Genomic DNA, 14,762 nt, shown 5'->3' with positions numbered 1-14,762 from the left:
CCGGAGCCCCCTCCCGCCCGGGGGACCGGCCGATCCGGGCCGCGCCGCACGCGCTGCACCCTCCCCCTCGCACCACCCCGGGCTACCCCGTGTCCTTCCCGCCCCACCCGAACACCTGCGGCACCCGCCTCCCACGTATGGGTGGAACGTTCGCCCCCGGTGGCTACGCACCGTACGGGGAAAGTAACTTAGGGCCGCCTAATGGCTGACCGTCGTGACGACGGAACGGCCGTTCCCACCCCAACTCTCCACATGGAAGGGCACGTTCATGCCTGTGCCCGCCGCCGACGCCGCCCTCGCAGGCGGTATCGAAGGCCCCCGCGCGCTCCGCCCCCTCCTCGGCACCGTCCTCGACGCCCTCACCACCGGCGCCGCGGACCGCGCGGGCCCCCTCCCCGCTGGCGGACCGGACGCCGTCGCCCGCGCCGTCCGCGACACCTGCGCCCCCCTCCTCCCCGATGTCGGCGACGGCGCGCACGCGGCGCTCGCCACCCTCGTCCGTACCCTGGCCGCCGGCGCCGCCGACCCGGCCGACCCGCACTGCGCCGCGCATCTGCACTGCCCCCCGCTGGCCGTCGCCGCCGCGGCCGACCTCGCCGCGTCCGCCCTCAACCCCTCCATGGACTCCTGGGACCAGGCCCCCGCCGCCTCCGCCCTCGAAGCCCTCGCCACCCGCGAACTCGCCGCCCTCGTCTTCCCCCGCGCCCCCCGGCGCACCCGCACACCGGACGACACCTACGCACCGGGCGACGGCCCGGACGCCCTGCTCACCACCGGCGGCACCGAGTCCAACCAACTCGCCGTCCTCCTCGCCCGCGAGGCCGCCCGCACCGCCCGGCGCACCGCGGGGCACCTCGCGGGGGAGCGGTATGCCGGGGGAGTGCGCCCCGCGGCATCCGTCCGTACCCGCGCCGGTGGCGTCGCCGGCGTCCGGGGCCCCGCGCCGGTCGCCACCCTCGCCCCGGTCATCGGCGCCCCGCGCCGCCCCGCCGACGCCCTCCCACCCGTCCCCGCCGCCGCACCGGAGGCACCCCCGCTCCGTATCGTCTGCGGCGCCAACGCCCACCACAGCATCCACCGCGCCGCCTGGCTGCTCGGGCTTCCCGCGCCCGTCACCGTGCCCACGCCGGACGGCGTGCTCGACCCCGTCGCCGTCGACGCCGCGCTCACCCGCCTCCACGGCCCCGTCCTGCTCACCGCCACCGCCGGCACCACAGACTCCGGCGCCCTCGACCCGCTCCCGGCCCTCGCCGACCTCGCCGCCCGCCACGGCGCGCGCTTCCACGTCGACGCCGCATACGGCGGCGCGCTCCTCTTCAGCGACGCCCACCGCGGACTCCTCACGGGCCTGGACCGCGCCCACACCGTCACCCTTGACCTGCACAAACTCGGCTGGCAGCCGGTCGCCGCCGGCCTCCTCGCCGTCCCCGGCACCGCCGACCTCGCCCCTCTCGACCACCGCGCCGACTACCTCAACGCCGACGACGACACCGAGGCGGGCCTGCCCGACCTCCTCGGCCGTTCGCTGCGCACCACCCGCCGCCCCGACATCCTCAAGGCGGCCGTCACCCTCAAGGCCCTCGGCCGCCGTGGCATCGGCGACCTCGTCGACCGCACCCTGGCCGCCGCCGCCACCCTCGCCGACCTCATCGAGGACCACCCCCACCTCGAACTCCACTCCCGCCCTGCCCTCACCACCGTCCTCTTCCGCCCCACCGGCGTGGACGACGGCACCGTCGCCGCGATCCGCCGCACCCTCCTCGCCGACGGCCACGCCGTCCTCGGCCGCGCCGCCACCCCCACCGGACTCTGGCTCAAGGCCACCCTCCTCAACCCGCACGCCGACGCCGGTGACCTCGCCCACCTCCTGAAACTCGTGGAAGGCCACATCCCCTGATGACCACCGAGCACCCCACCGGCGCCGCCGCCCCCACCGACCCCCTCGACCTCGCGGGCATCGGCATCGGCCCCTTCAACCTCTCCCTCGCCGCCCTCGCCGAGCCCCTGACCGGCCTGCGCACCGCCTTCTACGACCAGCGCCCCGCCTTCCACTGGCACCCCGGCCTCCTCATCGACGGCGCCACCCTCCAGGTCCCGTTCCTCGCCGACCTCGTCACCCTCGCCGACCCCACCAGCCCCTGGAGCTTCCTCAACTACCTCCGCAGCCGCGACCGCCTCTTCCCCTTCTACTTCGCCGAGCGGTTCCACATCCACCGTGCCGAGTACGACGCGTACTGCCGTTGGGTCAGCGAGAACCTCCCCGCCCTCCACTTCGGCCACCAGATCGACGCCGTCCGCTGGAACGCCACCCACGCCGTCTTCGAGATCGACTACACCCACCTCGACGCCGACGGCGAAGCCGAGGCCCTCGGCCGCGGCTACGCCCGCAACCTCGTCCTCGGCATCGGCACCGCCCCGCACGTCCCCGAGGCCCTGCGGCCCCTCGCCGAGAGCCCCGCCGCGCCCGTCCTGCACTCGTCCGACTACCTCGACCACCGGGAACGCCTGCTCGCCGCCGACCACGTCACCGTCGTCGGCGCGGGCCAGTCCGGTGCGGAGATCTTCCTCGATCTGCTGCGCGCCCGCCCCGAGGGCCGCGAACGCCTCCACTGGCTCGCCCGCACCCCCGCCTTCGCGCCCATGGAGTACAGCAAGCTCGGCCTCGAACACTTCACCCCGGACTACACCCGCTACTTCCACGCGCTGGCCGAACCGGTCCGCGACGCCCTCGTCCCCGGCCAGTGGCAGCTCTACAAGGGCATCGACCACGACACCCTCGCCGCCGTCCACGACGAGCTCTACCGCCGCACCCTGCACGGCGGCTGGCCGGACGCCGTCCTCACCCCCGGCGTCCAGGTGGAGGCCGCCGACCGCGCCCCCGGCGGCGGCATCGAACTCCGCCTCACCCACGCCGAACAGCGCAGCCGCACCCGCCTGACCACGGACGCCGTCGTCCTCGCCACCGGCTACCGCGAGCGCCGCCTCGACACCCTCCTCGCCGCCCTCGACCCGTACCTGTCCCGCGACGCCGCGGGACGCCCCCGTGTCGACGCCGAGCACCGCCTCGTCCTCGACCCCGCCGTCACCGGTTCCGTCCACGTCCAGAACGCCGAACGCCACAGCCACGGCGTCGGCACCCCCGACCTCACCCTCGCCGCCTGGCGCAGCGCCACCATCCTCAACTCCCTGACCGGCACCACCCCGTACCCGCTCCCCGACCGCACCGCCTTCACCACCTTCGGCCTCCCGCACCCCACGGCCCCCGCGGCGGCCGCCGCGCCCCACGCGACACCCGCCCACCACGGCTGACGTCGCATCAGCACGGCCCGCACACCACGGCCCGCCGCTCATCGGAGCGGCGGGCCGCGCATTTCCGTACTCGTCAACAACCTTTAAACCAGCGGTCGTTGAGCAGCCATCGCACCACTCTTCTCTACCAGTGGGTACGGCATAGGGTCGCCCCATGCGCCGAGCAAAAATCGTTTGCACACTGGGACCGGCCACCGACACGTACGAGCAGATCAAAGCCCTCGTCGACGCCGGCATGGACATCGCACGCTTCAACCTCAGCCACGGCACCTACGCCGATCACGAGGCGCGTTACGCACGGGTCCGCGAGGCATCCGTGGAGACCCACCGCAGCGTCGGCGTCCTCGCCGACCTTCAAGGTCCGAAGATCCGCCTGGGCCGCTTCCGCGAAGGGCCCGTACTTCTCGAACGCGGCGACACGTTCACCATCACCGTCGACCCCGCCGCGGAGGGCGACCGCCACCTCTGCTCCACCACCTACGACGGCCTCGCCGCCGACGTCACCACTGGCGAACGCATCCTCGTCGACGACGGCAAGGTCACCCTGGAGGTCACCGGCGTCGACGGGCCCCGCGTCCGCACCCGGGTCGTCGAGGGCGGCATGGTCTCCGACCACAAGGGCCTCAACCTCCCCGGCGTCGCCGTCTCCGTCCCCGCCCTCTCCGGCAAGGACGAGGGGGACCTCCGCTGGGCACTGCGCACCGGCGCCGACCTCATCGCCCTCTCCTTCGTCCGCAGCGGCCGCGACATCGAGGACGTCCACCGCATCATGCGCGAGGAGGGCCGCTTCCTGCCGGTCATCGCCAAGGTCGAGAAGCCGCAGGCCGTCGAGGCCATCGACGACATCGTCGCGGCCTTCGACGGCATCATGGTCGCGCGCGGCGACCTCGGCGTGGAAATGCCGCTGGAGTCCGTGCCGGTCGTACAGAAACGCGCCGTCAAGCTGGCCAAGCGCAACGCCAAGCCGGTCATCGTCGCCACCCAGATGCTCGACTCGATGATCGACAACTCCCGGCCCACCCGCGCCGAGGCGTCCGACGTCGCCAACGCCGTCATCGACGGCACGGACGCGGTGATGCTCTCCGGCGAGACGAGCGTGGGCAAGTACCCCGCCGAGACCGTCCGCACCATGAGCCGGATCGTGGAAGCGGCCGAGGAGGACATCCTCGCCAAGGGCCTGCCGCCGCTGACCGACCGCAGCAAGCCCCGCACCCAGGGGGGCGCCGTCGCCCGCGCGGCCGCCGAGATGGGCGACTTCCTCGGCGCGAAGTTCCTCGTCGCCTTCACGCAGTCCGGCGACACCGTCCGCCGTCTCTCCCGCTACCGCTCGCCCATCCCGCTGCTCGCCTTCACCCCCGACCCGGCGACGCGCTCGCAGCTCAACCTCACCTGGGGCGTGGAGACCTTCCTCGGCCCGACCGTCGACTCCACCGACGAGATGGTGGCGCAGGTCGATGAGCAGCTGCTGAAGATCGGCCGCTGCGAGAAGGGCGACCTCGTGATCATCACCGCCGGCTCCCCGCCCGGGGTTCCCGGCTCCACCAACCTCGTCCGCGTCCACCGCATCGGCGAGGACGACGGCGGGAAGTAGGGGGAGTCCGCAGTCCCACCGTACGAAACAGCCGCCCGTGCGCGGGCGTTGATGCCGGGCCGAGGTTCTGACCGCCGTTCCTGTCAGTGCTTCGGCCCTCTGCGTGCCGTCACCGGAAACGGGGCGGATGCGCGGGGATCATACGAAGCGGGGAGCGCCGGGACCCGGAGAAGCGGGCGACGGGGCGTGATCACCACGACGGGTGAAGATCACCGATCGGCGGAGCGAGGTCTGGCCTTCGAAAGTGAGGCGAAGTGCCCTGGGTGGGATTCGAACCCACACTGTCGGTGGTTTGAGCACCGTCCCTCTAACCGGTTGGGGTACCAGGGCCTTGGGAATCGAAGGCTGAGGAGCCCCCGTCGTGCTCCCACCATACAGGAGCTGGGTAGGCTAAAGGGGCACCACCTGCCTGAACGAGGAGACCCGTGAGCGCCGCCGAGCCCGAGCAGCCCGCCGCCGATGACGACCGGTCGCACGTCCCCCCGCTGACCACGCGCGTCGTGATCGCCGAGGACGAGGCCCTCATCCGTCTCGACCTCAAAGAGATGCTGGAGGAGGAGGGCTACACCGTCGTCGGTGAGGCCGGTGACGGGCAAAAAGCCGTCGAGCTGGCCCGCGAGCACCGCCCGGACCTGGTCATCCTCGATGTGAAGATGCCGGTCCTGGACGGCATCTCCGCCGCCGAGCGCATCGCCGAGGAGAGCATCGCCCCCGTGCTGATGCTGACCGCCTTCTCCCAGCGCGAGCTGGTGGAGCGCGCCCGGGACGCGGGCGCGATGGCCTACCTCGTCAAGCCGTTCTCCAAGAGCGACGTCGTCCCGGCCATCGAGATGGCGGTCAGCCGCTTCACCGAGCTGAAGACGCTGGAGAAGGAGGTCGCCGACCTCACCCAGCGGCTGGAGACCCGCAAGCTGGTCGACCGCGCGAAGAGCATCCTGCAGACGCAGTACGGGCTGACCGAACCGGCCGCGTTCCGCTGGATCCAGAAGACCTCGATGGACCGCAGGCTCTCGATGCAGCAGGTCGCCGAGGCGGTCATCGAGGACGCCGAGGAGAAGAAGCAGAAGGAACAGAAGGACCAGCCGGGGCAGTAGCCCGGTCCGTCCGTCCGCGGGTGGCCCCGTACCGTGTGCCGGTGCGGGGCCACCCGTACATCCGGTGGCCGGCCGGGCCGCGTGGGCGGGGCGGCGGGCCGCCCGCGCGGCCCCGCGCGGCCGTCGTCTCAGCCGCGGTAGGCGTCCGCGGGCGCGTCCCGGAGCATGCAGGTCAGCCGCGCGGTGCAGACCCGCTTGCCCGCCTCGTCGCTGATCACGACCTCGTACGTCGCGGTGGAGCGCCCCCGGTGCACCGGGGTGGCGACGCCGGTGACCAGACCCGAGCGGACCCCGCGGTGGTGGGTGCAGTTCAGGTCCACGCCGACGGCCAGCTTCGACGGGCCGCCGTGCAGCATCGCGCCGACCGAACCCAGCGTCTCCGCCAGCACCGCGGACGCGCCGCCGTGCAGCAGCCCGTACGGCTGGGTGTTGCCCTCGACCGGCATGGTGCCGACGACGCGGTCCGGACCGGCCTCCAAGACCTGCACGCTCATCCGGTTGCCGAGGTGCCCGGCGGAGAAGAGCGCCGGGAGGTCGAGGCCGAGCCCGGCCCACCGGTCGAGGACCTCCTGCGGAAACGTGGTGGTCTGCTGCGCGCCCAAGTGCTCGCTCCGTTCGCTCGCCCGTGCTCGTCGATGATCCGGATGATCCTGCCAGCCCGCCCCGGCGCCACCGGGCACGGGGTCACCCTTCCGCCGCCCCGTCAGTCCCGTCGTCCTGTGCCCGCTCCAGCCGGATCACCACGGACTTCGACGCCGGGGTGTTGCTGGTGTCGGCGGTGTGGTCGAGCGGGACGAGCACATTGGTCTCGGGGTAGTACGCGGCCGCGCAGCCCCGCGCCGTCGGATAGTGCACCACCCGGAACCCGGGGGCGCGCCGCTCGACGCCGTCCGTCCACTCGCTGACCAGATCGGCGTAGGAGCCGTCGGCGAAGCCGTGCTCCCGGGCGTCCTCGGGGTGGAGCAGCACGACCCGGCGGCCATTCTTGATGCCGCGGTAGCGGTCGTCGAGGCCGTAGATCGTGGTGTTGTACTGATCGTGCGAGCGCAGCGTCTGGAGCAGCAACCGGCCCTCGGGGACGCGCGGGTACTCCACGGGCGCCGCCGTGAAGTTGGCCTTCCCGGTGGCGGTGGGGAAGCTGCGGCTGTCGCGGGGGGCGTGCGGCAGCGTGAAGCCGCCGGGGCGGGCGACCTTGGCGTTGAAGTCCTCGAAGCCGGGGATGACACGGGCGATGCGGTCCCGGATCGTTCCGTAGTCGCGGGCGAACTCCTCCCACGGCGTACGGCTCCGCTCGCCCAGGACGCGGCGGGCCATCCGGGCCACGATCGCGGTCTCCGACAGCAGCTGCGGACCGGCCGGCGCCAGCCGCCCCCGGGAGGCGTGCACCATCCCCATGGAGTCCTCGACCGTCACGAACTGCTCGGCGCCGCCCTGCACATCGCGCTCCGTACGGCCCAGCGTCGGCAGGATCAGCGCCCGCGCGCCGGTGACCGCGTGCGAGCGGTTGAGCTTGGTGGAGACGTGCACCGTCAGCCGGGCGCGGCGCACCGCCGCCTCGGTGACCTCGGTGTCGGGGGTGGCGGAGACGAAGTTGCCGCCCATCGCGAAGAACACCTTGGCATCGCCGTCGCGCAGCGCCCGGATGGCGCGGACGACGTCGTAGCCGTGCTCCCGGGGCGGGGCGAACCCGAACTCCTTCTCCAACGCGTCGAGGAAGGCGGGCGCGGGCCGCTCGAAGATGCCCATGGTGCGGTCGCCCTGGACGTTGCTGTGCCCGCGCACGGGGCACACCCCGGCGCCGGGGCGGCCGATGTTGCCGCGCAGCAGCAGGAAGTTGACGACCTCGCGGATGGTGGGCACCGAGTGCTTGTGCTGCGTCAGGCCCATCGCCCAGCACACGATGGTGCGCCGCGAGGCGAGCACCATCTCCAGCGCCGCGTCGATCTCCTCCTGGCGCAGCCCGGTGGCGCGCAGCGTCTCCTCGGGGTCGGCCTCGCGCGCGGCGGCCGCGAACTCCTCGAAGCCGTGCGTGTGCGCGTCGATGAACTCCTGGTCGAGCGCGCCCTCGGCCTCCAGGACGCCGCGGCACAGGGCACGGAAGAGCGCCTGGTCACCGCCGATGCGCACCTGGAGGAAGAGATCGGTCAGCGCGGTGCCGCCGCCGGCCAGGCCGCGCGGCGTCTGCGGGTTCTTGAACCGCTCCAGACCGGCCTCGGGCAGCGGGTTGACGGAGATGATCCGCGCGCCCTCGGCCTTCGCCTTCTCCAGCGCGGTCAGCATCCGGGGGTGGTTGGTCCCGGGGTTCTGCCCGGCGACGATGATCAGATCGGCCTTGTAGAGATCCTCCAGCAGCACGCTGCCCTTGCCGACGCCCAGCGTCTCGGTCAGCGCCGACCCGGACGACTCGTGGCACATGTTGGAGCAGTCGGGGAGGTTGTTCGTGCCGAACTCGCGGGCGAAGAGCTGGAAGAGGAAGGCCGCTTCGTTGCTGGTGCGCCCGGAGGTGTAGAAGACCGCCTCGTCGGGCGAGGCGAGGGCGGTCAGCTCCTCGCCCAGGATGTCGAAGGCGCGCTCCCACGAGACCGGTTCGTAGTGCTCGGCGCCCTCGGCGAGGTACATGGGGTGGGTCAGCCGGCCCTGCTGGCCGAGCCAGTAACCGCTGCGGTCGGCGAGATCCGCGACGGGGTGCGCGGCGAAGAACTCCGGGGTGACGCGGCGCAGCGTCGCCTCCTCCGCGACGGCCTTGGCGCCGTTCTCGCAGAACTCCGCGGTGTGCCGCTGCTCGCCCTCGGGCCAGGCGCAGCCGGGGCAGTCGAAGCCGCTCTTCTGATTGACGCGCAGCAGTGTCAGGGCCGTACGGCGCACACCCATCTGCTGCTGCGAGATGCGCAGCGCGTTGGTGATCGCCGGGAGGCCGACGGCCGAGTGCTGTGGCGCGCCGACCTCGGGCGCGTCCTGTACCGGATCGGATGCGGGCGGCTTGCCTGCCATGGCGCTCTCCCTTGAGCCGTGTGCCACCCGGCGCACGGGCCGGGCCGGATCGTTGCCGTGCACATCCGATCCTGTCATGGACCGCGGCGGCCGGGCAGGGCCTGTGGACGACGCCGCGGAGGCCGGGCCCGGCCCTGTGGAAAACTCCGCGCCACGGCCGTCACCTGCGTACGGACGGTCGCCGGTGGCCACGCACCGGCACCGCGGACGCCCCGGCCCGGCCCGCCCCTCCCCGCCGCGGCGGGGATTGTCGGTGGGGCGTGGCAGGATCGGGGGCGTGGCAGCAAAGGCAGCGAAGAAGAGCGAAACGACCGGCACCGCAGCGGTGGGGGACGGCCGTCCCCGCCTGCTCCTGATGGACGGGCACTCCATGGCCTACCGGGCGTTCTTCGCCCTGCCCGTGGAGAATTTCACCACCGCCACGGGGCAACCGACCAATGCGATCTACGGCTTCGCGTCCATGCTCGCGAACACCCTGCGTGACGAGGCGCCCACCCATTTCGCGGTGGCCTTCGACGTCTCCCGCAAGACCTGGCGCTCCGAGGAGTTCCCCGACTACAAGGCGAACCGCTCCAAGACCCCCGACGAGTTCAAGGGCCAGGTCGAGCTGATCGGCGAGCTGCTGGACGCGATGCACGTCAAGCGCTTCGCCGTCGAGGGCTTCGAGGCCGACGACGTCATCGCCACGCTCACCCAGCAGGCCACCGCCGAGGGCTTCGCCGTCTCCATCGTCACCGGCGACCGCGACTCCTTCCAGCTCGTGACCGACGACGTCACGGTCCTCTACCCGACCAAGGGCGTCTCCGAGCTGACCCGCTTCACCCCGGAGAAGGTGTTCGAGAAGTACGGACTCACCCCCGCCCAGTACCCGGACTTCGCGGCCCTGCGCGGCGACCCGTCGGACAACCTCCCCGGCATCCCCGGCGTCGGCGAGAAGACCGCCGCGAAGTGGATCAACCAGTTCGGCTCCTTCGCCGAGCTGGTGGAGCGGGCCGAGGAGGTCAAGGGCAAGGCGGGCCAGAATTTCCGCGACCACCTGGAGTCCGTCAAGCTCAACCGCCGCCTGACGGAGATGGTCCGCGACGTGGCGCTGCCCTGCGGCCCCGGCGCGCTGGTCCGCGAGGCGTACGACCGCGAGAAGCTCACCGCGTTCCTCAACGGCCTGGAGATCCGTAACCAGGGCCTGCGCGACCGGCTGCACGCCGTCGACCCGGGCGCGGACCAGGGCGGCGACGAGGCCGTCGCGGCCGGTGGGGTCGAGGTCGACGGCACCGTCGCCGCCGCCGGTGAGCTGGCCCCCTGGCTCGCCGAGCACGGCACCGGCCCGCTGGGCGTCTCCACCGTCGACGTCTGGTCCCTGGGCAGCGGCAACGTCGCCGAGATCGCGCTGGCCACGGCCGCGGGACCGGCGGTCTGGTTCGACCCGGCGCAGCTCGACGAGGCCGATGAGCAGGCCTTCGCCGCCTGGAGCGCCGCCGCCGACCGCCCGAAGGTCATGCACAACGCCAAGGGCCTGATGCGGGTCTTCGGTGAGCACGGCTGGCAGATCGACGGCGTCACGATGGACACCGCGCTCGCCGCCTACCTCGTCAAGCCCGGCCGCCGTTCCTTCGCCCTCGACGCCCTCTCGGTCGAATACCTCGGCCGTGATCTGGCCCCGGCCACCGAGGCGGGCGGCCAGCTGGCCTTCGGCGCCGACGAGGAGGCCGAGGCCGAGGCCCTGATGGCCAAGGCCCGTACGGTGCTGGATCTCGGCGCCGCCTTCGAGACCCGGCTCGCGGAGGTCGGCGCCGCCGAGCTGCTGCGCGATGTCGAGCTGCCCACCAGCGCCCTGCTGGCCCGTATGGAGCGCGACGGCATCGCCGCCGACCGCGGCTGGCTGGAGCGGATGGAGCAGCAGTTCGCCGGTGCGGTGCAGCAGGCCGTCCAGGAGGCGCACGCCGCGGCCGGCCACGAGTTCAACCTCGGCTCGCCCAAGCAGCTCCAGGAGGTCCTCTTCGGCGAGCTGGGCCTGCCGAAGACGAAGAAGACCAAGACCGGCTACACCACCGACGCCGACGCCCTCGCCTGGCTCGCCGCCCAGACCGAGAACGAACTCCCGGTGATCATGCTGCGCCACCGCGAGCAGTCCAAGCTGCGCGCGACGGTCGAGGGCCTGATCAAGACCATCGCCGCGGACGGCCGCATCCACACCACCTTCAACCAGACCGTCGCGGCCACCGGCCGGCTCTCGTCGACCGACCCCAACCTCCAGAACATCCCGGTGCGCACCGACGAGGGCCGCGCCATCCGCCGCAGCTTCGTCGTCGGCGAGGGGTACGACACCCTGCTGACCGCCGACTACAGCCAGATCGAGCTGCGGGTGATGGCGCACCTCTCCGAGGACGAGGGCCTGATCGAGGCGTTCACCTCCGGCGAGGACCTGCACACCACCGTCGCCTCGCACGTCTTCTCCGTCGCCAAGGACGAGGTCGACCCGGAGATGCGCCGCAAGATCAAGGCGATGTCCTACGGCCTGGCGTACGGCCTCTCGGCGTTCGGTCTCTCGCAGCAGCTGGGCATCCAGCCGGACGAGGCCCGCAAGCTGATGGACAACTTCTTCGAGCGGTTCGGCGGCGTGCGGGACTACCTCCAGCGCGTGGTGGAGGAGGCCCGCGCCACGGGGTACACCGAGACGATCCTCGGCCGCCGCCGCTACCTCCCCGACCTCAACAGCGACAACCGCCAGCGCCGCGAGATGGCCGAGCGGATGGCGCTGAACGCCCCGATCCAGGGCACCGCCGCCGACATCGTCAAGATCGCGATGCTGAAGGTCGACGAGGCGCTGCGGGCGGCCGGGCTGACGTCCCGGATGCTGCTCCAGGTACACGACGAAATCGTGGTCGAGGTGGCACCCGGCGAGCGCAAGCAGGTCGAGGAGCTGCTCCGCCGCGAGATGGCCGACGCCGTCGACCTCCGCGCCCCGCTGGACGTCTCCATCGGCGTCGGCGCGGACTGGGAGTCGGCCGCGCACTGACGGGGCGCCGGCCGCGGGCACCGTTCCCGCGGCCGGCGGACCCGCGCGTTCCGGTGGCAGTGGATGCTCACGGGCCTCGCCAAGCTCGGGGCGGACGGCCGCATGTCGCTGTCCGACGCGTCGCGGGTGCTGTGGGGAGCGGACTTCCAGCACTCCCGGCGCCTCTGCCTCGGGCTTGCTTGCCGAGATGGTCGCCGACGCGCCGACGTATGCCGTGTTCGCGATGGTGATTTCGCGCTCAAAAACGAGGGATACCAGCAGCCCATCCACGAGCGAATGATCCACGACAGCAAGCATTCCTCCCCGATACCAGTGCCATGATGAGCTGATCGGGGACCAACTTTTCCCGCTCCGTGGACGGTGACGGTCCAGCGGGTATGTGACCGTCCGCTCGCAGTGCGACGGAGAATCTCCTCCCGGACCGGCGGGACGGCGGATGCGGCGCGGCAGACGTGAATTCCGTGACCGCGGAGCGTGGGCGGGTCCGGCCCGGGTGGGGGAGTGGCCCGGCCCGGGGAGCGGGCCGGGCGTCGTCACCCGTCCCCTCCGGCCTCGGCGGGACCATCCGCCTCATGCCCAAGAGTGAACGATAAGTGCCCTTTCCTGACCGATACCGTTCACCATCTCGGCCGATGATGGCGGTAGATGTGCGTCCCCAGGTGTCGTAGTGTCGCGTGCGTCGGCGCGCAACGGAGCACGCAACGGCGGCTCCGGCGCGGCCGTTCACCGCGGAGGAGGAGGCACGCATGGCAGCCACGTTCGGGCGACGGCTCCGCCGAGGGGCCGGGTCGGCCGCTGTCGCGGCCCTGGTGGTGGCCGCACTGACGGCCTCTCAGGCGCCGGGCGCCATCGACCGCGCGCAGGCGGCCCCGGACCGCACCCCCCAACCGCCCGCCGACGCCACCGTCGACGGCGACTCGCCCTATTACACGGACCTGCCGCCCCTCAACAGCCCGGTGCCGCCCGACGGTTCGCGGAAGAAGCCCGGCGCTCCGGTCGTCATCGGGCCCGCCGAGGCCGGCATCCCCGCCACCGTGCTCGCCGCGTACCGGAAGGCGGAGGCGAGCGTCGCCGCCAGTGACCCCGGGTGCCGGCTGCCGTGGCAACTGCTCGCCGCGATCGGCAAGGTGGAATCCGGCCAGGCACGCGGCGGCGCCGTCGACGCCGAGGGCACCACCTTGCGCCCCATCCTCGGCCCCCAGCTCAACGGCCGGGGCTTCGCCCGTATCACCGACACCGACCAGGGGCGATACGACGGCGACCGCACCCACGACCGCGCCGTGGGCCCGATGCAGTTCATCCCGTCGACCTGGTCCCAGGGCGGACCGGACGGCACGGGATGGGGCGCCGACGGCAACGGCGACGGCAAGAAGGACCCCAACAACATCTTCGACGCGGCGCTCGCCGCCGGCCACTACCTCTGCGGCGCCGACCGCGACCTCTCCCTCGCCCGCGACCTGGACCGCGCCGTCCTCGCCTACAACCACTCCGAGGACTATCTGCGCACCGTCCTGTCCTGGTACGCCTTCTACCGCAAGGGCACCCACGAGGTTCCGGACGGCACCGGCGTCCTGCCCGTCCACCGGCGTGGCGGCACCTCCGGCGGCACCGTCACCCACCGCGGCAGCACACCCGCGAAGCCCGGCAGCCCGGCCGACGGCCCCGCGAAGGACACCGGGAAGAGCCCCGGCAAGGACACTGGTAAGGACCACGGGGGAAGCCGACCGGACACCGGCAAGGACGCCGACGGCCCGTCCTCGGGCGGAAGTTCAGGCGGCACGGGCGGCACACCGGGCGGCGGCACCGGAGACAACGGCGGAACCGGCGGAACCGGCGGAGGCAACGGCGGCACGGGCGACACCGGCACCGGCGGCAACCCGCCCCCCACGGACCCGACCAACCCCACCGAACCCACCACCCCCGCACCCCTCACCGCCCTCGAACGCACCGGTGACAAGGACCTCACCGCCACCGCGGGCAACACCTTCACCACCCCGCCCCAGGTGCGCGCCAAGGACAGCGCGGGCAAGCCCGTCGCCGACGCCCCCGTACGCTTCACCATCACCGGCACCACCGACACACGCTTCCCGGACGGCGCCACCACCGTCACCGTCACCACCGCCAAGGATGGCCTGGCCACCGCCCCGGCGCTGCGCGCGGGCAAGACCACCGGCACCTTCACCGTCCGCGCCACCGCCGTCGGCCGCACCGTCCCGCCCGTCGACTTCACCGCCACCGTCGAGGCGCCGCCCGCCCCCAAGGCCGACACCCTCACCCGCACCTCGGACGAGGAACTGACCGTGACCGCGGGCGACAGCTACGCCGCCGACCGCATCGAGATCAAGGCCGCCTTCCGGGGCGAGGCCGCCGCGGGCGTCCCGGTCACCGCCACCATGGTCACCGGCGACCCCGACCACCCGATCCCGAACACCGCCGGACCGTCCTTCACCGACCCCCGGGCCACCGGCGCGGCCACCGACACCCCGCAGCGCACCCTCACCGACCTCACCACCGACGCCCACGGCCTGCTGAAACTCCCGGAGATCTTCACCGACGCCGACCGCCCCGGCACCTACCGCCTCCGCCTCACCACCGCCGACGGCGCCGCCCTCACCCTCGAACTGAAGGTCACCGCGCCCACCGCCTGACCGGCACCGCACCGCCACCGCCGCCCCGCCCGCCCCGGGCAGGGCGGCGGTGCCACGTGTTCTCATCTCGGCCGCCCGTTGCTACGGTGCCCCCTCCCTGACGCAGCATCAGC

Annotated in this window: 8 protein-coding genes and 1 tRNA gene; 6 read left to right on the top strand and 3 right to left on the bottom strand. The window is 72.8% G+C overall.

What is annotated here, in order from left to right; genetic code table 11:
• Positions 1–268: 268 nt before the first annotated feature.
• From ABT345_RS00835 to pyk, 3 genes are all read left to right on the top strand, one after another.
• Complete coding sequence (locus ABT345_RS00835; RefSeq protein WP_345083041.1) at positions 269–1,897, top strand: pyridoxal phosphate-dependent decarboxylase family protein; 1,629 nt, start codon at positions 269–271, stop codon at positions 1,895–1,897.
• On the top strand, positions 1,897–3,309 hold the full coding sequence (locus tag ABT345_RS00830) for a lysine N(6)-hydroxylase/L-ornithine N(5)-oxygenase family protein (protein WP_345083038.1): 1,413 nt from the start codon (positions 1,897–1,899) through the stop codon (positions 3,307–3,309). The genes ABT345_RS00835 and ABT345_RS00830 overlap by 1 nt, the downstream gene beginning before the upstream one ends.
• Positions 3,310–3,463: 154 nt before the next feature.
• Positions 3,464–4,900: a pyruvate kinase gene (pyk, locus tag ABT345_RS00825; RefSeq protein WP_345083034.1), complete on the top strand. Its 1,437-nt coding sequence runs from the start codon at positions 3,464–3,466 to the stop codon at positions 4,898–4,900.
• A 255-nt stretch (positions 4,901–5,155) separates the two neighbouring features.
• Here pyk and ABT345_RS00820 read toward each other — a convergent pair.
• A tRNA-Leu gene (locus ABT345_RS00820) sits at positions 5,156–5,230 on the bottom strand.
• 95 nt (positions 5,231–5,325) lie between these two features.
• Here ABT345_RS00820 and ABT345_RS00815 point away from each other — a divergent pair.
• On the top strand, positions 5,326–5,994 hold the full coding sequence (locus ABT345_RS00815; RefSeq protein WP_345083031.1) for an ANTAR domain-containing response regulator: 669 nt from the start codon (positions 5,326–5,328) through the stop codon (positions 5,992–5,994).
• A gap of 128 nt (positions 5,995–6,122) precedes the next feature.
• Here the strand turns inward: ABT345_RS00815 and ABT345_RS00810 are convergent, their stop codons facing one another.
• A complete protein-coding gene (locus ABT345_RS00810; protein ID WP_345083028.1) occupies positions 6,123–6,596 on the bottom strand; it encodes a PaaI family thioesterase in 474 nt (157 codons plus the stop codon).
• Between the two features lie 82 nt (positions 6,597–6,678).
• On the bottom strand, positions 6,679–8,985 hold the full coding sequence (locus ABT345_RS00805) for an FdhF/YdeP family oxidoreductase (protein WP_345083025.1): 2,307 nt from the start codon (positions 8,983–8,985) through the stop codon (positions 6,679–6,681).
• Between the two features lie 277 nt (positions 8,986–9,262).
• On the opposite strand from ABT345_RS00805, the gene polA reads away from it, so the two are divergent.
• Together polA and ABT345_RS00795 are read left to right on the top strand one after the other, a co-directional pair.
• Positions 9,263–12,001: a DNA polymerase I gene (polA, locus tag ABT345_RS00800; RefSeq protein ID WP_345083022.1), complete on the top strand. Its 2,739-nt coding sequence runs from the start codon at positions 9,263–9,265 to the stop codon at positions 11,999–12,001.
• 746 nt (positions 12,002–12,747) lie between these two features.
• On the top strand, positions 12,748–14,649 hold the full coding sequence (locus tag ABT345_RS00795; protein ID WP_345083019.1) for a lytic transglycosylase domain-containing protein: 1,902 nt from the start codon (positions 12,748–12,750) through the stop codon (positions 14,647–14,649).
• Positions 14,650–14,762: the final 113 nt, after the last annotated feature.

The sequence above is a fragment of the Streptomyces sp. NPDC000404 genome (assembly GCF_040300365.1).
In the GTDB taxonomy this organism is placed as follows: Bacteria; Actinomycetota; Actinomycetes; order Streptomycetales; family Streptomycetaceae; genus Streptomyces; species Streptomyces ramulosus.
Note: the sequence above shows the minus strand (reverse complement) of the source record. Positions and strands in the feature narration are given on the sequence as shown.

Bases quoted from the DNA above. Each gene is read 5' to 3' on its own strand.
- ABT345_RS00835 (WP_345083041.1), top strand. From the start codon at position 269: ATGCCTGTGCCCGCCGCCGACGCCGCCCTCGCAGGCGGTATCGAAGGC.
- ABT345_RS00830 (WP_345083038.1), top strand. From the start codon at position 1,897: ATGACCACCGAGCACCCCACCGGCGCCGCCGCCCCCACCGACCCCCTC.
- pyk (WP_345083034.1), top strand. From the start codon at position 3,464: ATGCGCCGAGCAAAAATCGTTTGCACACTGGGACCGGCCACCGACACG.
- ABT345_RS00805 (WP_345083025.1), bottom strand. From the start codon at position 8,985: ATGGCAGGCAAGCCGCCCGCATCCGATCCGGTACAGGACGCGCCCGAG.
- ABT345_RS00795 (WP_345083019.1), top strand. From the start codon at position 12,748: ATGGCAGCCACGTTCGGGCGACGGCTCCGCCGAGGGGCCGGGTCGGCC.